At 63.9% G+C, this 17,063-nt stretch carries 14 protein-coding genes and 1 pseudogene; 4 read left to right on the forward strand and 11 right to left on the reverse strand.

All coding sequences use genetic code 11. The annotated features are described in order from the left end of the window. Position 1: 1 nt before the first annotated feature. Together tyrS and AB0H22_RS24005 are read right to left on the reverse strand one after the other, a co-directional pair. Positions 2-1,285: a tyrosine--tRNA ligase gene (gene tyrS / locus AB0H22_RS24000; RefSeq protein ID WP_358149624.1), complete on the reverse strand. Its 1,284-nt coding sequence runs from the start codon at positions 1,283-1,285 to the stop codon at positions 2-4. A gap of 95 nt (positions 1,286-1,380) precedes the next feature. Next, positions 1,381-1,968: pseudogene (locus AB0H22_RS24005) on the reverse strand (DNA-3-methyladenine glycosylase); the annotation flags it as partial. Between the two features lie 49 nt (positions 1,969-2,017). Between AB0H22_RS24005 and AB0H22_RS24010 the strand changes: the two are divergent. The 3 genes from AB0H22_RS24010 to AB0H22_RS24020 are packed head-to-tail and all read left to right on the forward strand — an operon-like array spanning position 2,018 to position 4,162. Continuing rightward, complete coding sequence (locus tag AB0H22_RS24010) at positions 2,018-2,779, forward strand: ABC transporter ATP-binding protein (RefSeq protein ID WP_358149628.1); 762 nt, start codon at positions 2,018-2,020, stop codon at positions 2,777-2,779. 22 nt (positions 2,780-2,801) lie between these two features. Next, positions 2,802-3,557: an ABC transporter permease gene (locus tag AB0H22_RS24015; protein WP_180750078.1), complete on the forward strand. Its 756-nt coding sequence runs from the start codon at positions 2,802-2,804 to the stop codon at positions 3,555-3,557. Further along, complete coding sequence (locus AB0H22_RS24020) at positions 3,554-4,162, forward strand: TetR family transcriptional regulator (RefSeq protein ID WP_180750077.1); 609 nt, start codon at positions 3,554-3,556, stop codon at positions 4,160-4,162. The genes AB0H22_RS24015 and AB0H22_RS24020 overlap by 4 nt, the downstream gene beginning before the upstream one ends. On the opposite strand, the gene AB0H22_RS24025 is transcribed toward AB0H22_RS24020, so the two are convergent. The 4 genes from AB0H22_RS24025 to AB0H22_RS24040 form a co-directional block, all read right to left on the reverse strand. Then, positions 4,152-4,358 (reverse strand): Trm112 family protein, encoded by a 207-nt coding sequence (locus tag AB0H22_RS24025; RefSeq protein ID WP_358149632.1) that lies wholly within the window; start codon positions 4,356-4,358, stop codon positions 4,152-4,154. The genes AB0H22_RS24020 and AB0H22_RS24025 overlap by 11 nt on opposite strands. A 10-nt stretch (positions 4,359-4,368) precedes the next feature. Then, complete coding sequence (locus AB0H22_RS24030) at positions 4,369-4,848, reverse strand: hypothetical protein (protein ID WP_180750075.1); 480 nt, start codon at positions 4,846-4,848, stop codon at positions 4,369-4,371. Positions 4,849-5,007: 159 nt separating this feature from the next. Next, a complete protein-coding gene (locus AB0H22_RS24035; protein ID WP_358149634.1) occupies positions 5,008-7,956 on the reverse strand; it encodes an AMP-binding protein in 2,949 nt (982 codons plus the stop codon). After that, a complete protein-coding gene (locus tag AB0H22_RS24040; RefSeq protein WP_358149636.1) occupies positions 7,953-10,919 on the reverse strand; it encodes an acyl-CoA synthetase in 2,967 nt (988 codons plus the stop codon). Before AB0H22_RS24040 ends, AB0H22_RS24035 begins: the two co-directional genes overlap by 4 nt. Before the next feature lie 143 nt (positions 10,920-11,062). On the opposite strand from AB0H22_RS24040, the gene AB0H22_RS24045 reads away from it, so the two are divergent. Next, complete coding sequence (locus AB0H22_RS24045; protein ID WP_358149638.1) at positions 11,063-12,439, forward strand: hypothetical protein; 1,377 nt, start codon at positions 11,063-11,065, stop codon at positions 12,437-12,439. A gap of 4 nt (positions 12,440-12,443) precedes the next feature. On the opposite strand, the gene AB0H22_RS24050 is transcribed toward AB0H22_RS24045, so the two are convergent. The 5 genes from AB0H22_RS24050 to AB0H22_RS24070 are packed head-to-tail and all read right to left on the reverse strand — an operon-like array spanning position 12,444 to position 17,056. Beyond that, entirely contained in the window at positions 12,444-13,028 is a 585-nt protein-coding gene (locus AB0H22_RS24050) for a hypothetical protein (RefSeq protein WP_358149641.1), read from the reverse strand. Further along, positions 13,025-13,651, reverse strand: a complete 627-nt coding sequence (locus tag AB0H22_RS24055) for a hypothetical protein (RefSeq protein ID WP_180750072.1) — start codon at positions 13,649-13,651, stop codon at positions 13,025-13,027. The genes AB0H22_RS24050 and AB0H22_RS24055 overlap by 4 nt, the downstream gene beginning before the upstream one ends. Continuing rightward, positions 13,648-14,430 (reverse strand): hypothetical protein, encoded by a 783-nt coding sequence (locus tag AB0H22_RS24060; protein ID WP_180750071.1) that lies wholly within the window; start codon positions 14,428-14,430, stop codon positions 13,648-13,650. Before AB0H22_RS24060 ends, AB0H22_RS24055 begins: the two co-directional genes overlap by 4 nt. 11 nt (positions 14,431-14,441) lie before the next feature. After that, the gene (gene argH, locus AB0H22_RS24065; protein ID WP_180750070.1) at positions 14,442-15,851 is read right to left on the reverse strand and encodes an argininosuccinate lyase; all 1,410 of its coding nucleotides are present in this window, start codon (positions 15,849-15,851) and stop codon (positions 14,442-14,444) included. Continuing rightward, positions 15,848-17,056: an argininosuccinate synthase gene (locus AB0H22_RS24070; RefSeq protein WP_180750069.1), complete on the reverse strand. Its 1,209-nt coding sequence runs from the start codon at positions 17,054-17,056 to the stop codon at positions 15,848-15,850. Before AB0H22_RS24070 ends, argH begins: the two co-directional genes overlap by 4 nt. Between the last annotated feature and the right edge of the window lie 7 nt (positions 17,057-17,063).

The raw sequence follows: 17,063 nt of genomic DNA on the forward strand, positions 1-17,063 counted from the left end.
TCTAGCGGATGCGCTGAACTCCTGCGATGTTGCGCTTTCCGCGGCGAAGTACCAGCCAGCCGCCGGTGAGGTAGTCGCTATCGGTCGGAGTCCAGTCCTCGGCGTCAACCCGGGTGTTGTTGACGTAGACGCCGCCCTCTTTGATGGTGCGGCGTGCGGCACCCTTGCTATCCGAAAGCCCGCTGCTCACCAGAAGATCCACGATGGTGTCGGGTTCGCCGCCCGCGAGCCGGGCGGGCTCTCCGTTGCCGGCCTCGGTGAGGGCCGCTGTCAGTGTGCCCTCGTCGAGCCGGTCCAGCTCGCCGCGACCGAATAGTGCTCCGCTGGCGAGTTCGACAGCCTGGGTGGCACTTTCGCCGTGCACCAGGGTGGTGACCTCGACGGCCAATCGACGCTGAGCGGCACGCTCGTGTGCCCGTTCCGCTGTCGACGTCGCCAGCTCGCCGATTTCTTCGGCGGACAGGAAGGTGAACCAGCGCAGGTATCGCACCACGTCGGCGTCGGCAGTGTTGATGAAGTACTGGTACCAGGCGTACGGACTCGTCATCTCGGGGTCGAGCCAGAGGTTGCCGCCGCCGGTGGACTTACCGAACTTGGCGCCGTCGGCCGATGTCACCAGCGGAACGGTTAAGGCGTGCACCGCCGCGCTGTCTTGCTGGCGAGCCAGCCGAACTCCGGCCACGATATTGCCCCACTGATCCGAACCGCCGATTTGCAGCGAGCAGCCGTACTTGCGGTGCAGCTGCACGTAATCGTTGGCCTGCAACAACATGTAGGAGAACTCGGTGTAGGAGATGCCATCGCCGTCCAGGCGTCGGCGAATCGTGTCGCGCTCGAGCATGACATTGACCGAGAAGTGCTTGCCCAGATCGCGCAGGAATTCCAGGGCGGTGAGTTGGCCGGTCCAGTCGAGGTTATTCGCGACGATGGCTCCGGTTGGCGTGTCGTTGAATTCGACGAACCGCTCCAGCTGCCCGCGAATTCGGTCGGCCCATTCGGCGACGAGGTCGGCCCCGTGCAGGTTGCGTTCGGAGGTGTCGCGCGGATCTCCGATGAGGCCCGTCGCTCCCCCGGCCAGCACGATGGGCCGGTGGCCCGCCCGCTGGAATCGGCTCAAGGTGAGCAGGGGCACCAGATGCCCTGCGTGCAGACTCGCGGCGGTGGGATCGAAACCCCCGTAAACGCTGATCGGTCCCTTCGCGATATCGGCCGCGAGCGCGTCACGGTCCGTCGTCTGCGCGATAAGGCCGCGCCAGGTCAGCTCGTCGAGAATGTTGGAAACCACGGTATCGATTATCCCTTATGGGGTTTTGTGCGCCGGGTACCGCTCTTCCCAGTCCGGTCCCGGGCTGCCGATGAGGTCATCGGCGACGGTGGTAGAGCACGGGGGCTACGCCGGTACACGGAAACCTCCGGACACTCGGGCAGCCAGAACCGCCAGGGACGGTCCGCCGCCACGCTGACACCCACCCGTGGCCCGGAGAGCGCCTGCTGTTTCCGGTTCAACGTGATCCGTACCGGGCTGGAAGCGGAGAAGACGTCGACGCCGTTGTCCTCCGGTGTGATTCCGAGGGCGGCGCCCAGATTTCCTGGCCCGCGGGCCAAACCCGCATCGTCGCGAGCGGTGGGCCGCCGCTCCCAACACACGGGTGCGCCGTCGATGATCGCGGCGGCGCGGATCAGCACTCCGCCGGCGGTACCGTCCGGGCCGCAGACCACGTTGGCGCACAGGTGAATTCCATGGCTTCGGTATACATACAGGCGGCCCGCGGGTCCGAACATCACCCGATTGCGATTGGTCGGTCCGCGAAACGAATGTGAGGCGGGATCGGGCCACGGCCCATCTGGCACCCCGCCGTATGCCTCCACCTCGACGATGACCGCACGCACCCCGCGAGATTCGATGACCGCTCCGAGTAGGCGCTGCGCGGCCTTTATCGGATGGGTCGTCAGGATCTGGGCGCTCACTCCACGATTGTCCTTGACAGTCGGATCGGCCGGGTCCATTATTCATCACATGATGAGTTCATTGGGTGGTGAATTAACCAATGGTCGGCATCAGGCCGTCATCGAGGTCGAGAGTCTCCGCGTGGTTCGCGGCGGTTTCAAAGCCCTTGACGATGTGTCGCTACGGATCGGCCGCGGCACCATCACGGGACTGTTGGGGCCCTCCGGATGCGGTAAGACAACGCTGATGCGCTGCATTGTAGGCACCCAGATCATCGAGTCAGGGACAGTCCGCGTACTAGGTTTGGAGGCGGGCTCGCCCGCCCTGCGGCACCGCATCGGCTACGTGACGCAGAATCCGACGATCTACAACGATCTACGGTCGATCGATAACGTGCGGTACTTTGCCGCGCTATACGGTCGCAGCAAGTCCGACGCCGATGCGGCACTCGATGCCGTCGGATTGCGGTCACATCGCCTGGCCTACTGCGGCGATCTTTCGGGTGGACAACGCGGACGTGTCTCGCTCGCGTGTGCACTGGTCACCCGGCCCGAGCTGTTGGTGCTCGACGAGCCCACGGTGGGCCTGGACCCGGTGATGCGCGCAGAGCTCTGGGAACAGTTCGAAGGCCTCGCGGCGGGTGGCACCACGCTTCTCGTCTCCAGTCATGTCATGGACGAGGCCGATCATTGTGGCGACCTGGTGCTTATCCGCGAGGGCCGCGTGCTCGCCCACACCACACCCCTGCAGCTGCGCCGCGATACCGAATGCGATGGCTTGGAAGAGGCGTTTCTCGCCGTTATCCGACGCACCGAAACTACGGCCGCGTAGCGGCGAGACGGAGCGGAATCCCATGTACGCCAACGGTTATGTGGCCACCACCGGACGCGTGTTGCGACAGCTTCGCGCCGATCATCGCAGCTTGGCGATGATCCTGGTCGTTCCCAGCGTGCTGATCACCCTGTTGTATTTCCTCTACCGGGACCTGCCGACTCTCCCAAACCGCCCATCGCCGTTCAACATCGCCTGTCTGTTCGTGCTTGGGCTCATCCCGTTCGTGGTCATGTTCCTCATAACCTCGATATCGATGCAGCGCGAACGGGTTTCGGGGACCCTGGAACGCATTCTCACCACTCCCCTAAGGCGGTTCGACCTATTGGCCAGCTACGGCACCGCCTTCTCGTTGGCGGCCGCGGCCCAGGCCACGATCGCCTGCCTGGTCTCCTACGGGCTGCTGGATCTCACCACCGCTGCCGGCGCGCAATGGGTCTTTCTGATCGCCATCGGAAACGCCATCCTCGGTGTCGGTCTTGGCTTGCTGTGTAGCGCGTTCGCGCGCACCGAATTTCAAGCCGTGCAGTTCATGCCGGTGGTGGTGATTCCGCAGCTGCTGCTCTGCGGGATTCTGGTCCCCCGCGCGGCAATGCCGGAATGGCTGCAGTGGTTCAGTAACGTGATGCCGGTGAGTTATGCGGTAGAGGCGTTGCAGCAGCTGGGGAGTCACCCGGAACTGACGGGTGTGGCGGCACGGGATATCGCAGTCGTCTTCGGATGCGCGGCGGTGGCGCTGGGCTTGGCCGCAGCCACCCTGCGCCGTCGGACACCATGACGCCAAAGCGGCCGGGCCGTCGGCCGGGTGGGGCAAACACTCGCGAGGATATCCTCGCAAGTGCTCGAAAGCTTTTTTCGGTCAACGGAATCGACAAGACGTCGATCCGCTCCATTGCCGCCGACGCGGGCGTTGACCCGGCCCTCATTCACCACTACTTCGGGACGAAGCTCGATCTTTTCCGTGAGGTGGTGCAGCTGCCGGTCGATCCGAGTGTGGTGTTGCAGCCGCTGCGGGATATGCCCGTCGAGGAGCTTGGACTCGCGATTCCGAGGCTGATCATCCCGTTCTGGGATTCGGAGTTCGGGGCCAACGTGCTGGCGCTCTTCCGGTCGGCCCTTACCGGCGCCGATGATGGGCTGGTGCGCGTCTTCTTCCGTGAGGTCCTGGTCAATATCATCGCCGACCGGGTGGACAATCCAGTCGGGAGCGGAGTGTTGCGTGCCGAGTTCGCGATCACCCAGATGGCGGGGATATTGGTGGGCCGCTACATCATGGAAGTCGAGCCGCTGGCCTCGCTGACGGCGGAACAGATTGCCCTCACCGTGGGGCCGAATATTCAGCGGTATTTGACGGGTGAGCTGCCGGGCATCGCTACTCGGTGAAGCGCTGGTGTTCCTCGTCGGACACCTCACGCGCCTCATCGGGTAAGAGCACCGGGATGGTGGAGTTCTCGATCCGGTAGGCCTTACGCAGCCGCGGGTTGTAGAGGAGGCCGTTAGTGTCGTCGCCGACGAGCAGGAGCGGCCCGCGGTCGATCGGGCAGACCAGGATGTCTAGAAGCGCAGCGTCAAGGGGCATATCGGTGATATCAGCCGACCGGGATGTTCTCGTTGAAGATCTGCTGCCCGCCACCACCGGTGACACCGATTCCGTTGCCCGGGTTAACGTTCGGAGGTCCGCCGTTGGGGTTGCCGCCCCCGTTGATGGGGCCCACCCCGATATGTACGGGCTGCTGTGGCTTCTGAGCGGCCTTGAGGAATTGGGACTGCGTCGCGATAACCGACTTCAGCGAGTTGATCAGCGGCATCTGGCTGGGACGTTTGTCCAGCGCGGCCTTGAGAGCATCGTTCTGAGCTGAGCTCACCTGGGCACCCTTCGCGCGCAGCTGGAGCGCGGTGCGGACCAGATTCGAGACCTGGCCGCCGCTGGTCCCGAGGGAGTATTCGTGCGCTATATCGTCCAAAACGTCGGCGCTGGCAGTGCCGACACCGGGCCCGAACACCAGGGCTGCGGAGAGGCCGGTGGTGGCCAGTGCGGTACCAGCGAGGGCACGTAGGCGTGACGGCATGACGAGATCCTTCCGGTGTTCCCGGGCATTACGAATGGTCAGCCTAACAACATGCAGCCACATCAGCAGCGGAAGGTGATGGGAACGTGTGGTGGCCCGCGAATGGCGGGGGTGTCTCGCCATTCTGGTTGACCTGCCAGAACGGGATCGCGATCACCGTCAACGGCTCGTGCCTGCAGTGGGCTTTCTGGCCGCGGCCGGCTTCTCGTCGTACCGGCGGGTCGTTGGATTGAACAGCCACACCCCAGCCCCGGAACGCGGCAGCGTGCGCATCTTGGGTGGCAAGGGCCGATACGACGCGCTGAGCGCGATCTCCTTGACGACGCGCACGCAGCGGGGACGCTGGTGCGGGTCCAACGTGGACATCGCCATATTGAGATCGATGGTCGTCAATGACTTTCCGCTGCGCAGTGAGACAACCGACATAGCCTCGGGCTCGCGATTCGCCGTTATCTGGAATGTCACGGCCAGGTCGACGGCGCCCATCGTGTTAAGGGCGTCGGTGATGGGCTGGGTGAACACGGGCCCGCGCGCGGTGTGCACAACCCCGGACAGCGAGTCGGCGAGCCAATAGTCCCCGTCGGCATCGCGCGAGAACAGAAAGTCCGTTGTCACCCAGCTATCCCCGGCTTCGAAGACCCCGTGTCGGGTGGCGGTGCCGGCGTCGAGCCGGCCACGGGGCTTGGCCAGCAGCAGGCCCACCTCTCCCCGTTCGGGTATGGCCGCGAGACCGTTGGCGTCGTCGATGATCTGTCCCGCCGTCACGTCGTATTTCGCGAGCTTGACGCGCCCCGAGCCCGGGAGCGAGCGACCCTTGCTGCCGATCTTTCGGCTCGCCACATTGGCCAGTACGGCCTCGCCCTCGGTGGTCGTGAAAAACTCCAGAACCCTTGCAGGGGCAAAGGTGTCGAGAACCCGCTGCCACAGCCCGATCGGCATGCCCGAGCCGATGAACATTCGAACCGGATGATTCGGATCGACTGTCAGTGCCGGGTGGTCGAGTATCTCACGCAGCATCGCCCAGGTGTAGCAGACCACGGTCACGCCGTACCGGCGTATCTCGGCTCCGAACTGCGCGGGATCAAGGCTGCGGGCCAAGGCTATTCGCGCTCCCCCGGCTACTGCTCCGCCAAGGCTGACCAGTAAGCCGGCTTGGTGATGCAGCGGCGTGAGGCAGTACACGGTGTCGTTGGAAGTCAAGGCTGCTGCCGACGCGGTACCGAACGCCGATAGAGCCCACCGCTGATTGGTGATGTGCTTGGCTGCGATCTGCCCTCCGGCCGAGCTGAACATGACGAAAGCGAGGTCCTGGGCCTTGCCCGGGTTCGGTCGGTACCACCCGGGAAGAGTGACCGCGCCTGGGCGGATCTTTTCCATATCCACCACGGAGCCGTTTGCCGGTAGCGCCAGCTCGCGGGTCTCCCCGCCTCCCAAGACCAAGACGGGCACGGAAACTCGCCGAGCACCTTCGAGGTTGGGCGGATCGCAGAGGAGTGTCGTGATCTCGCCGAGCCGTGCGCATTCGGCGAGATCGCCGTCGGGGGCCAGAAGAACCGCAACGGCCCCCAATCGAGACAGCGCCGCGATGGCGACGAGCGCGCTGGGCCGGGTGTCCATCAGTACACCGACCCGGGTCTGCTGGCGGACACCGCTATGAATCAAGCCTTTGACCACATTGTCGACGCGACGGTGAACCGATTCATTGGTGTGCACTCGGTCCTCGAAGAGGAAGCACTCCCCGGAGGGTGCGCGTTGTGCCTGTTCGGATAGCAAGCGTCCCAACGAGATCTGGGTACTGGGATGTATCTGGTCCAGTCGATTGAGCCGCGGGAGAGTACGCACGGCCTCCACGGCCAGCCGCGTAAAACCCACTTGCCGGAGGCGACGCGGCGCGCCCAGAAGTAGCGGAAAGAGAACCCTCGACGTCTGTGCGGCGCTGTCGTACACCGCCGACAACGCGGCGCTCACGCGTTTGGTGATGGTTACCCCGGAGCCGGTCACGGGACCGGTTGGCATCGGCACGATGCCGGCAGGCTTGCTGGTACTGCCCTGTACCCACGGTATCCACTGGGCGACGGTCGGCCAGGTCGAGGTGGTAGCGCCGGATCCGACGATGAGGCCGAAATGCCCAACGGGCAGCGTGGATTCGTATACCTCCGCGCGCGGTGCGGCACGCCCGATACCACGGACCGACACCGGCTGTCCGATGTCGTCGGCGTCACCGATGAATGCCAGCACCGGACAGGTGATGTCGGTGAGGGTCACCAGCTGATCGTCGATCACGAAGCCACCGCTCATCATCCGGTTCTGCGTCACGAACTGCCGCAAGAATTCCGCGACCGCCGGCCCGGACCACGCGATCCAGCCCTCCCCGCCCAGGAAGCGGCGTTGTTGCTCTCGAGGCAGCAGTGCCTCGCGGTTGTGCAACTGAAAGAGGAATCCCAGCCTGTTGCGCAGCGTCTTGATCGGGGTCATCAGTTCAAACCCGATACGGGCCAACCATCCTGGGATGCTCAGCCAACCGAACAATCCGAATATGCCGGCGAGCAGGCTCGCGCCGCGGGCGCCAAGGTCGGCCGGGATCCCCATGGGAAGTGCCGCCACCGCGTCGACAGGCGCACCAAACGTGATGACGCTGGCGATGTCCTGGCACTTGCGCAATGCTGCCGCCGTGTAACAGAACATGCCGCCCTGGGAGTATCCCGCCAGGTGAATCGGGCGGCCCGTGAGCCGGTGCACCGTGTCGACGGCCGCGCTGACCGCGACGACGTGATCGGCGAAGGTACGTTTCATACCGCCGCGGATCCGGTTGGGGTTCCCGAAGTCGATCACCCATACGTCTGTGCCGCGCGCATGCAGGATGCCGACTGCTCCGTCCTGCCGATTGACATCGAACATGTTGGCCGACACCATCATTGGATGCGCCAGTAGCACCACGGGGCGGTTGACGCCAGCACTGCCCGGGAAGTAGTGCCGTAGTCGATACATCGAAGTCTGTTCAACTACAGAGAATGGCGATGGCTGGGTATCGCCGCGTAGCCCGCCAAGCCGGAGCACCTCAAAGCCGTTCTGCATCGTGGCCATGAGGCGTGCCCCGGCGCGTGTCACGACATAGCCTCCTGTAATGCCTCGTAGGTCGCGGCGGTAAGTCGGTGGTACACACCCGACTCCGGGTCGAGGTGCCAGGTCTGCCGTCCCGGCTTTGGCAACCCGAATGTCCGTAGGTGCGTGGTGGACGGCCGATATGTCGCACTGAGCGGCAGTGTGGGCACCACCTTGATAATGCCGGGACGCTCCGAGATAGATACGGCGGCAAAGGCTTCCGATAGGTCAGCGGGCGATATTGCCTCGCCAGGTCGGAGCACCACGGCAGTCACTGCAATGTTGGTCTCGCCGACCTCCACGGGATAGGTCGCGACTAGGTCGATGGCACCCACGGAGCCCAGCGCGTGACTCGTGGCTTCGGCGTACACCACGCCGTGTGCGGTCCGGATCGCGGAACTACGTCCATCGAGCATCCAGAAGTCACCGTCGTCATCACGGCGGAAGAGAGACTCCGAAGAGACCCAGGTGTCACCCGGGGCGAAGACGCCGCGCCGAACCGCGGCGGCGGGGTCCACATCGCCAGGTGGCTTCGCAAGTAGCAGACCGACCTCGCCGGGCTTGGCGATCTGAACGAAACCGTCTTCCCCCTCGATGATTACATCGTCGATCGGGTCATACGCGGCGAGTCGAACCTGACCGCCGCCGGGCAGCGGGCGCCCCTTACTACCGATCTTGGTACCGGACACATTCGCCAGCACCGCCTCCCCATCGGTGGTTGCGAAGAACTCAACGACACGAGCGGGCGCGAATCTCTCGGTGACCCGCCGCCACAGCCCAGAGGGCATACCGGAGCCGATGAACAGCCGCACTGGGTGATGCGCACCCAAGGCCAACCCGGGATCGTCGATCACCTCGTGCATCATCGCCCAGGTATAGGAGACGACGGTCACGCCGTACTGGTGGATCTCCTGGACGAATCGATCGGGATTGAGACCGCGCGACAGGGCAATTCGTGCGCCGCCGGCGACGGCCCCGCCCAGGCTCACCAAGAGCCCGGACTGGTGGTGCAGCGGGGTGAGGCAATACACGGTGTCGTTGGAGCTCAGTGCGGCCGCCGATGCGGTACCAAAGGCAGACAGTGCCCATCGATGGTTGGTGATTTGCTTGGGTACCAGACGGGATCCGTATCCGCTGAACATCACGAAGGCGAGATCGCGAGCCTGCCCGGGATCGGGCCGGTACCAGCCGGGTAGCTCGACCGCATCGGGGTCGATCTTCTCCATGTCGATAATCGAGCCATCGTCGGGTATCGACACGTCGCGGTTAGCGGTGGCGCCGAGTACCAGCACATGCACGGAAAGACCTTGTGCAGCAGGAAGATTCGGAGGGTCGGTGAGCAGCTCGGAGATCTCCCCCAGCTTCACGGCGAGCTCGAGATCTGCGTCCGGCGGCAGTAGCACCGCGACGGCGCCCAGACGGGACAGTGCGGCGATCGCCACCAGGGCGCTGGGACGGGTCTCCATGAGAATGCCCACCCGGACACCCTGGCGGACGCCCACCTCGATGAGGCCCCTCACCACATTGTTGATGCGTCGATCCACCGCTTCGTAGGTGTGTACCCGGCCGTCGAAGAGGAAGCTCTCTCCATTGGGAGTGCGGCGTGCCTGTTCGGCCATCAACCGGCCCAAAGAGATTCGGGTGTGATCGTGAATCTGACCCAGACGTGTCAACCGTGGAAGGGTGCGAACCGCTTCGATGGCAATGGATTTCACCGACTTGTTGGCGGCGGCCGCAGCCATTCCGGCCGTGCGCGCGGCGGCGATCGCGACCTCGGTGGTGGTGCTCAACCCATGCGCGACCCGCGAGGTGATGGGCACACCCCCATCGAGCTGGCCACTTTCGTGTTCGTACATCAGGTCGACCGCCGGCGGTTTAGGTCCCTCACCGTCGCGCCACTGCACCCATTGGCCTACCGTCGGCCAGGTCTGGGCCACGGCAGTGGAGCCGACCACGAGACCAAAGTGTCCTGCCCGGATCAGGTATTCGTAGACATCGGCCTTCGGGGCTGCCCGCAGGATGCCGCGCACCGAAGCGGGTTGCCCGATGTCATCGACCTCGCCGACGACCGCGAGAACCGGGCAGGTGATATCGCTGAGGGTGACGACGCGGTCGTTGACGGTGAACCCGCCGGTGGTCATACGGTTGTGCACCACGAACTGGCGCAGCAGCTCGGCGATGGCGGGGCCAGACCAGGCGATCCAGCCGTCGTTGGCCAGGAACTTGCGCTGCTGTTCCCGGGGCAGCAGGGCGTCACGGTCGTGCAGCTGTCGGAGGAAGTCGAGGCGGCCCTTGATGGTCTTGACCGGGTCGAGCATCTGAAACCCGATCCGAGCCGACCAGGCCGGGATGGAGAATCGACTGAACACGTGGTCTGCCATGAACTCGGCGATATCCGCGGACAGCCCGGCGGGCATCCCCATGGGCATCGCGGCGGTGGCGTCGACCGGCGAGCCGAAGGTGATGATGCTCGCGATGGTGCGTGATTTACGCAGGGCCGCAGTCTGATAGCAGAACATGCCGCCCTGGGAGTATCCGGCCAGATGCACCTGGCGGCCGGTGATGCGATGCACGGTCTCGATGGCGTCACTGACGGCGACGATGTGATCTGACAGGGTGCGTTCCATGCCGCCGGCAATCCGGTCGGGGCTCCCGAAGTCGATGACCCATGGATCGATACCGGCCCGGTGCAGGATGCCGACGGCACCAGCGTCCTGGGCGACGTCCCACATATCGGCGGCCATCATCATCGGGTGCACCATCAGGACCACGGGGCCGGCGTCCTCGCCCGGCGAGCTCGGTGCGAAGTAGCGGCGCAGCCGGTACATGGGGACGCTCTCGACGATCTGATGCGGTGACGCCGTGTTGTCGGTTTCGAGCCCGCCGAGGCGCAGGACCTCCAGGCCGTTCTGCGCGGTGGCTGCCAGACGTGCCACGGGTTTGGTCAAGGAGGAGAGATTAAAGGCCACAGCTGCTCCTAGATACCGGTCGTTTACCCGTGCCGCCCAGGTGAGGGCCCGCTCATCCTGTCACAACGGGTGTGCCGGACTGGCCGAATCGTCTATCGCATGATCGAGCGAAACAGACTGCAGCGAACCTCTACGATGACCCGGTGGGGAATCTGTTACTGCGGCCTCTGCGCCTCTGGCTCACCTATCTTCCGCAGCTGGCTGCGTGTTACCTGCTGGGGCTATTGGGGCGCAATATCGTCATCGAACTCGCCGCCAAATACGGCTGGAACAACTATCTAGTAGTCGATCTGCTCATGCCATTCGCCGGTCTGGCCCGCCTTGGGTCGATCATCGCGATGTTCCTGGTGCTGAGACCGGCCATCCCGGTGCTCGCGGGGATGCCCAAGATCTCGCTGCGCAATATCGATCTGTTCGCCAGTATCGTGCTGCCATTCTTCGTTATCTACCTCGCGTGGAAGATGTTCCAGGACGACTGGTTGACCTACGAGCAGAAGGTGATGTGGCACCGCATCGGCGCGCGGATGACCACTGGCGACCAGATAGCCGACTTGGGGAATGTTCCGGTAACCAGTTATGTCTGGGTTCTTATTACCGGTGCCTTTATCCTCCGGCTAGCGTTGAACCTCGGGCCGATCAAGAAGAGATTGCCGGGGTGGTTTGTCTTCATCAGGGTGTATCTGGATGCCCTGTGGGTCTTCCTGGTGCTCTCCTTCTCGGCCAGTAAGGGTGTGAGCTTCTTCCTCAGTCCGTCGGCCTGGTTTAAGGAACGCCGCATCGTGGTCTGGGCTGAGGACATGCGTCGCGAGTTGTTCTCGCATTTTCGCCCGCTGGAAGTTCTGTGGAGCATTGTGGGCGACGTGTGGCATATCGTCTGGGGCGCTGCGGCAGTACCGCTGGTCTGGTTGGCCATCGCAGGCATCATCTACGGCTCGTCCGACAAGGCCAGCTGGCGTGGAGTGCTTCGCCGATTAGCTGGTAGGCAGGCCGATGCGGCGGCCGACAAGCTGGCTCCCGCCCGGGACCGGGTGCAGCGCCAAGTGAGCGGCAGGCTGTCCGAGCAGACCAGAAGTAAGGCTAAGGATTGGCTGTTGTCCCAATTCGGCAGCGCCAAACCCGTTATCGATTCGGCACGCCTGGTGCTGCACGGCGGTTTGGTGGTGCTGTCAAGCTACGTACTGGTTTACCTGTGTCTGTCGTGGTTAGACATGTCCGATAGTTTCTTGACGACACAAATGCAGGTTGGCGGGTATTTGACGCGTGGCTTCGCCTGGATATTGGGGCCCCATCCCCTGTCGTTCTGGAATGGTGTCGCCCCCATACTTACGGCGATTTCGGGTGTTCTTGTTGCCTCACTACGTATTTGCGTCATTGCGTCAGTCTTCGCCCACTGCGTTGAACGAGTCGAGGCAGAATCGTCCGTGCCGTACGAGCCCGCGACGCACGAGAATGAGATTTTTGACTATCCGGGCGACCCGGATGATTCCCGCCCGGCAAATCCTGCAGTCTCCGGGGCGTAAAAACTCAGGGAATTTCAAGCCTGACCAGAATTTGGTTTCCGCCGCCCACCGGGTTCACTATGTCGACTGCCTTCATAGTGACATCGTCGGGCACCAGGAAGGTGAGCTGGAGGTTCCCCGGTTTGTCACAGTGATCGACGACACCGTCGGGAGGCGGCACCGTGTACGTCAGGAATGGAGCCTCCGGCCATAAACGCGCACCGTCGGTGAGTCTTCCGTCGCAGAAAAAATCTTCTGGAACCGCACCCGAACGTTCGATCGTGACCACCGCCAGCTCTGCCCCCTTCGGCACAATCCCGTTGGCTCCGTGCGGGGCCTTGCCGAGGTGTTTGATCCCGGCAAGACGCCAGCTCTGTCCGTAGGCATCACCGGACTGGCCGGCAGGAATTAGATGAAGAGGCGTCACGCTGGCTCGATAGTCACGCCAGGGGCCACGGAGCGAGATAGCCCACACTCCGGTGAACACGGCGATAACGACCACTCCTGCGATGGCGTTGCGAAACCACAATCGTGACCGCAACGGCAGCTGATCTGTAGCGTTGTCACGCCGATGGCGTGGGCCCTCGGTACTGGTTGCCATATCACTCATTGCTTGCCCACCACCGTTATCGGAAGCGCGATAACGGACGAACGTGGCGCATGCTCGATGTCAAGCGGAATGTCGATGACAAGCCGCGAGTCCCATTTGTATTGCCCAGCAGCGTAGAAAATGTACAGCTTCGCCGAGCTGGCATGCTCGAGTACACCCGAGCTGACCTCGAAAACGAAAACACCGGTCTGAGGGATCAGCGGAGTCAGCTGTGCGCCAAGCAATGTGGAACCTCGAAGCCGGTCGTCGGGCGTGTAGCCCTTCTCGCCAAATGCCAGTATCGCATCGGCCTGAGGGGCTTCGGTCATGGACGTGATGTTGAGCTTGACGACCACCCACTGGCCGACGGACTTGATATTCCGTTGCCGAGGGGAGTAACCCGTGTGTTTGACCACCGGCGCCACCCCGACTTTCGTCACTGTGGCAGAGAACAGCCGCCCGGTGACGGAACTTCCCATCGAGCCATGAACGTCAAAGGCATTCTGCGTCGCGGCGGCATTCGGCAGACGATTCCAGACGAATACCGACGCGGACAAGATGACGGCGACCACGACGGCCGTGCTGGAGAGGCGCAATAGCGGTGAAGAGGCGCGTAATGCCGCGAGATCTTTCGACAAGATCATGATGGAACCTCCACCGGTACAGTGGCTGTCGCTGTCTTGCCGTTGTCAATCCAGCCCTCGCCATAGTTCACGAAGCCACGGCTGAAAGCTCGATACGGCACCTGAACCGATACCTGGGAGCCCGGTGGTACGGCGGCTGTAGGAACGCTCCACACGACCGCCACCTTCTCGGTCAGATCAGGTTGCAGCTCAATCAGATTGCTGCCGTCCTCGATCCGGAAAACCGTAGCGTTCTGTAGCTTCGGCAGGAAGATGTCCTGCGCATCTGTCATATCTGGCAGGGCGAAGTTGCCGGCGACAAGACCCACCCTATCGGCATGATTGGTAACCTCCGCGACGACGGCAAGGTACATCCGCCCGGGCTTTTCCTTCGCAATCACCGCGCCACCGCCGGCGATTTGCGGCCGCAGAATGGCCTTCTGCACCGTGATGGTGAATTCACCATTATCGAACGGCGTGCCCAGCTCGAAGGTCTGTGGAGTCGTGTCGACGGCATCCAATCCGCCGAACCCTGCGGTAGCGGCAACCGCGATCACGGCGACCACATGCCACATCTGTACAAACTCGAGGTCGTTCCACCAGCTGCCTACCGTGTGGGCAGTTCGGGCGAGGACTCCTTGTTCGGGCGGCGTTCCGGCAGGCTCAGCGGCATCGGAGCCTGGCGGCTCGGCGGAAACAGCCTCCACAACCCCCGGACGGCGCCAGGCCGCATTCGGGTCGTCCGGTATGTCGCCCCCCGGACCGGGGCCCGATGACATCGGGTCCGGCTCGCCGTCCATGGCTACGGATGTTAGCCGCTCTGACCGCGCAGCAGGTTTAGACGTGCCAACACCAGCTCGCGCTGCTCGCTCACCCGTTCGGGTGCAGTACCACCGCGCGCGTTGCGAGACGCGACAGATCCGGAGGTGGTGAGCACTGCACGCACCTCCCCGGTCAGGTCCGGGTGAATGCCCGCAAGTTCGTTGTCTGTGAGGTCCTGCAGGCCGACACCACGAGCCTCGGCCACCCGCACCGCCTCCCCCGCTGCCTCGTGCGCAATACGGAACGGCACGCCCTGGCGCACCATCCATTCCGCCAGGTCGGTGGCCAGCGTGAACCCGGCCGGGGCCAGCTCGGCCATGCGGTCTATCTGGAACCGCAGCGTTGCGACCAACCCGGCCATCGCGGGCAACAGCATCTCCAGCTGGGCCACCGAATCGAACAGCGGCTCCTTGTCTTCCTGCAGGTCCCGGTTATAGGCCAGCGGCTGAGCCTTCAGCGTGGCGAGCAGGCCGGTGAGATTGCCGATCAGTCGCCCCGACTTCCCCCGGGCCAGCTCCGCGATATCGGGGTTCTTCTTCTGCGGCATGATCGAACTGCCGGTTGACCAGGAGTCATCGAGCTCCGCATATCCGAATTCTGTTGTGCTCCAGAGGATAATATCCTCAGACAGCCGCGACAGGTCGACCGCGATCATCGCGAAAACGAAGGCGGCTTCGGCCGCGAAATCGCGTGCCGAGGTCGCATCGATCGAATTATCCGCGGCCGCGGTGAATCCTAGGTCCAATGCGATGACGTCGGGGTCCAGGCCCAACGAAGAGCCTGCCAGCGCGCCGGCCCCGTAGGGCGAGACGGCGGTCCGTCGGTCCCAGTCGATAAGTCGGTCCACATCGCGCAGCAGTGGCTGCGCGTGCGCAAGTAGGTGGTGTGCGAGCAGCACCGGTTGGGCGGCCTGCAGGTGGGTCTTGCCCGGCATGATCGCCTCGGGGTGCGCGCCGGCCTGATCGGCCAGTGCCTGCACCACGTCGAGCACGCCTTCGGAGACCCGCCCGGCCGCATCGCGCAGCCACATCCGAAACAGCGTGGCCACCTGATCATTTCGAGACCGGCCGGCACGCAGTCGGCCGCCGTTATCGGGTCCGACACGTTCGATCAACCCGCGTTCGAGCGCGCCGTGTACATCCTCGTCGGTATCGGCCGGGACGAACTGCCCAGACGCCACATCGCGGTCTAACTGCCGCAATCCGTCGACCAGAGCCGACAGCTGCTCATCGGTGAGCAGGTCAGCCTTGCGAAGCACTCGGGCATGCGCGATCGAGGCGCGGATGTCGTAACGGGCCAGCGCCCAGTCGAAGTGGGTCGACTTGCTCAGCGCCGCCAGCGCGGGTGCCGGGCCGCCGGCGAACCGGCCGCCCCACAGGGATCCCTCGTTGGTGCTCACTTCCCCGACAGGTCCCGCTGGGCGGAGATCTTCGACGAGAGACCATGAATATGCACGAAACCCTTGGCGCTCGACTGATCGAAGCTGTCGCCTTCGTCGTAGGTGGCCAGGTTGAAGTCGTAAAGGGATTCGGCGCTGCGGCGACCGTTCACCGAGATGTTTCCGCCGTGCAGCACCAGTCGGATGTCGCCGGAGACATGCTGCTGGGTATCCGCGACAAACGCTTCCAGCGAGCGCTTCAGCGGTGAGTACCACAGGCCGTCATACACCAGCTCGGCCCACTTCTGGTCGGTGTGCCGCTTGTACCGGCCGAGCTCGCGCTCCAGGGTGACGTGCTCCAGCTCCTCGTGTGCGGTGATGAGAACCATCGCGCCTGGGGCCTCGTAGATTTCGCGGCTCTTGATGCCGACCAGTCGATCCTCGACGACGTCGAGGCGGCCCACGCCCTGGGCCCCCGCACGCCGGTTGAGCTCGACGATGGCCTCCAGCACTGTGACCGGGTTGCCGTCGATCGCGGTCGGCACACCCTTGTCGAAGGTGACGATCAGCTCGTCGGGTGCACCCCAGTTGAGGGTCGGGTCCTCGGTGTAGTCGTACACGTCCTTGGTCGGAGCGTTCCAAAGATCTTCCAGGAAGCCGGTTTCCACCGCGCGGCCCCATACGTTCTGGTCGACGGAGAACGGTGACTTCTTGGTCACGTTGATCGGGATCGCGTTCTCGGAGGCGAACGTGATGGCCTTCTCGCGGGTCCAGGCGTAGTCGCGGACCGGCGCCAGCACCTCCAGATCCGGTGCCAGCGAAGCGAATCCGACCTCGAACCGCACCTGGTCGTTACCCTTACCGGTGCAGCCGTGGGCGACGATACCGCCGCCGTGCTCGCGAGCGGCGGCAACCAGGTGCTTGACGATCAGCGGGCGGCTGATCGCCGACACCAGCGGGTACCGATCCATGTACAGCGCATTGGATTGCACGGTCGGCAGGCAGTACTCGTCGGCGAATTCGTCACGGGCATCGACGACAACCGCTTCGACGGCGCCGCAGTCGATGGCACGCTGGCGCACCACCTCCATGTCCTCGCCACCCTGGCCGAGGTCGATCGCGACGGCGACGACCTCGCGGCCGGTCTCCTTGCCGATCCAGCTGATCGCCACCGACGTATCGAGCCCGCCCGAGTAGGCCAGGATTACGCGGTCACTGCTAGTCATGATTCTC

This window comes from Mycobacterium sp. NPDC050853 (assembly GCF_040653875.1).
Lineage (GTDB): Bacteria > Actinomycetota > Actinomycetes > Mycobacteriales > Mycobacteriaceae > Mycobacterium.

Bases quoted from the DNA above. Each gene is read 5' to 3' on its own strand.
- AB0H22_RS24010 (WP_358149628.1), top strand. From the start codon at position 2,018: ATGATGAGTTCATTGGGTGGTGAATTAACCAATGGTCGGCATCAGGCC.
- AB0H22_RS24015 (WP_180750078.1), top strand. From the start codon at position 2,802: ATGTACGCCAACGGTTATGTGGCCACCACCGGACGCGTGTTGCGACAG.
- AB0H22_RS24020 (WP_180750077.1), top strand. From the start codon at position 3,554: ATGACGCCAAAGCGGCCGGGCCGTCGGCCGGGTGGGGCAAACACTCGC.
- AB0H22_RS24025 (WP_358149632.1), bottom strand. From the start codon at position 4,358: ATGCCCCTTGACGCTGCGCTTCTAGACATCCTGGTCTGCCCGATCGAC.
- AB0H22_RS24030 (WP_180750075.1), bottom strand. From the start codon at position 4,848: ATGCCGTCACGCCTACGTGCCCTCGCTGGTACCGCACTGGCCACCACC.
- AB0H22_RS24050 (WP_358149641.1), bottom strand. From the start codon at position 13,028: ATGAGTGATATGGCAACCAGTACCGAGGGCCCACGCCATCGGCGTGAC.
- AB0H22_RS24055 (WP_180750072.1), bottom strand. From the start codon at position 13,651: ATGATCTTGTCGAAAGATCTCGCGGCATTACGCGCCTCTTCACCGCTA.
- AB0H22_RS24060 (WP_180750071.1), bottom strand. From the start codon at position 14,430: ATGGACGGCGAGCCGGACCCGATGTCATCGGGCCCCGGTCCGGGGGGC.
- AB0H22_RS24070 (WP_180750069.1), bottom strand. From the start codon at position 17,056: ATGACTAGCAGTGACCGCGTAATCCTGGCCTACTCGGGCGGGCTCGAT.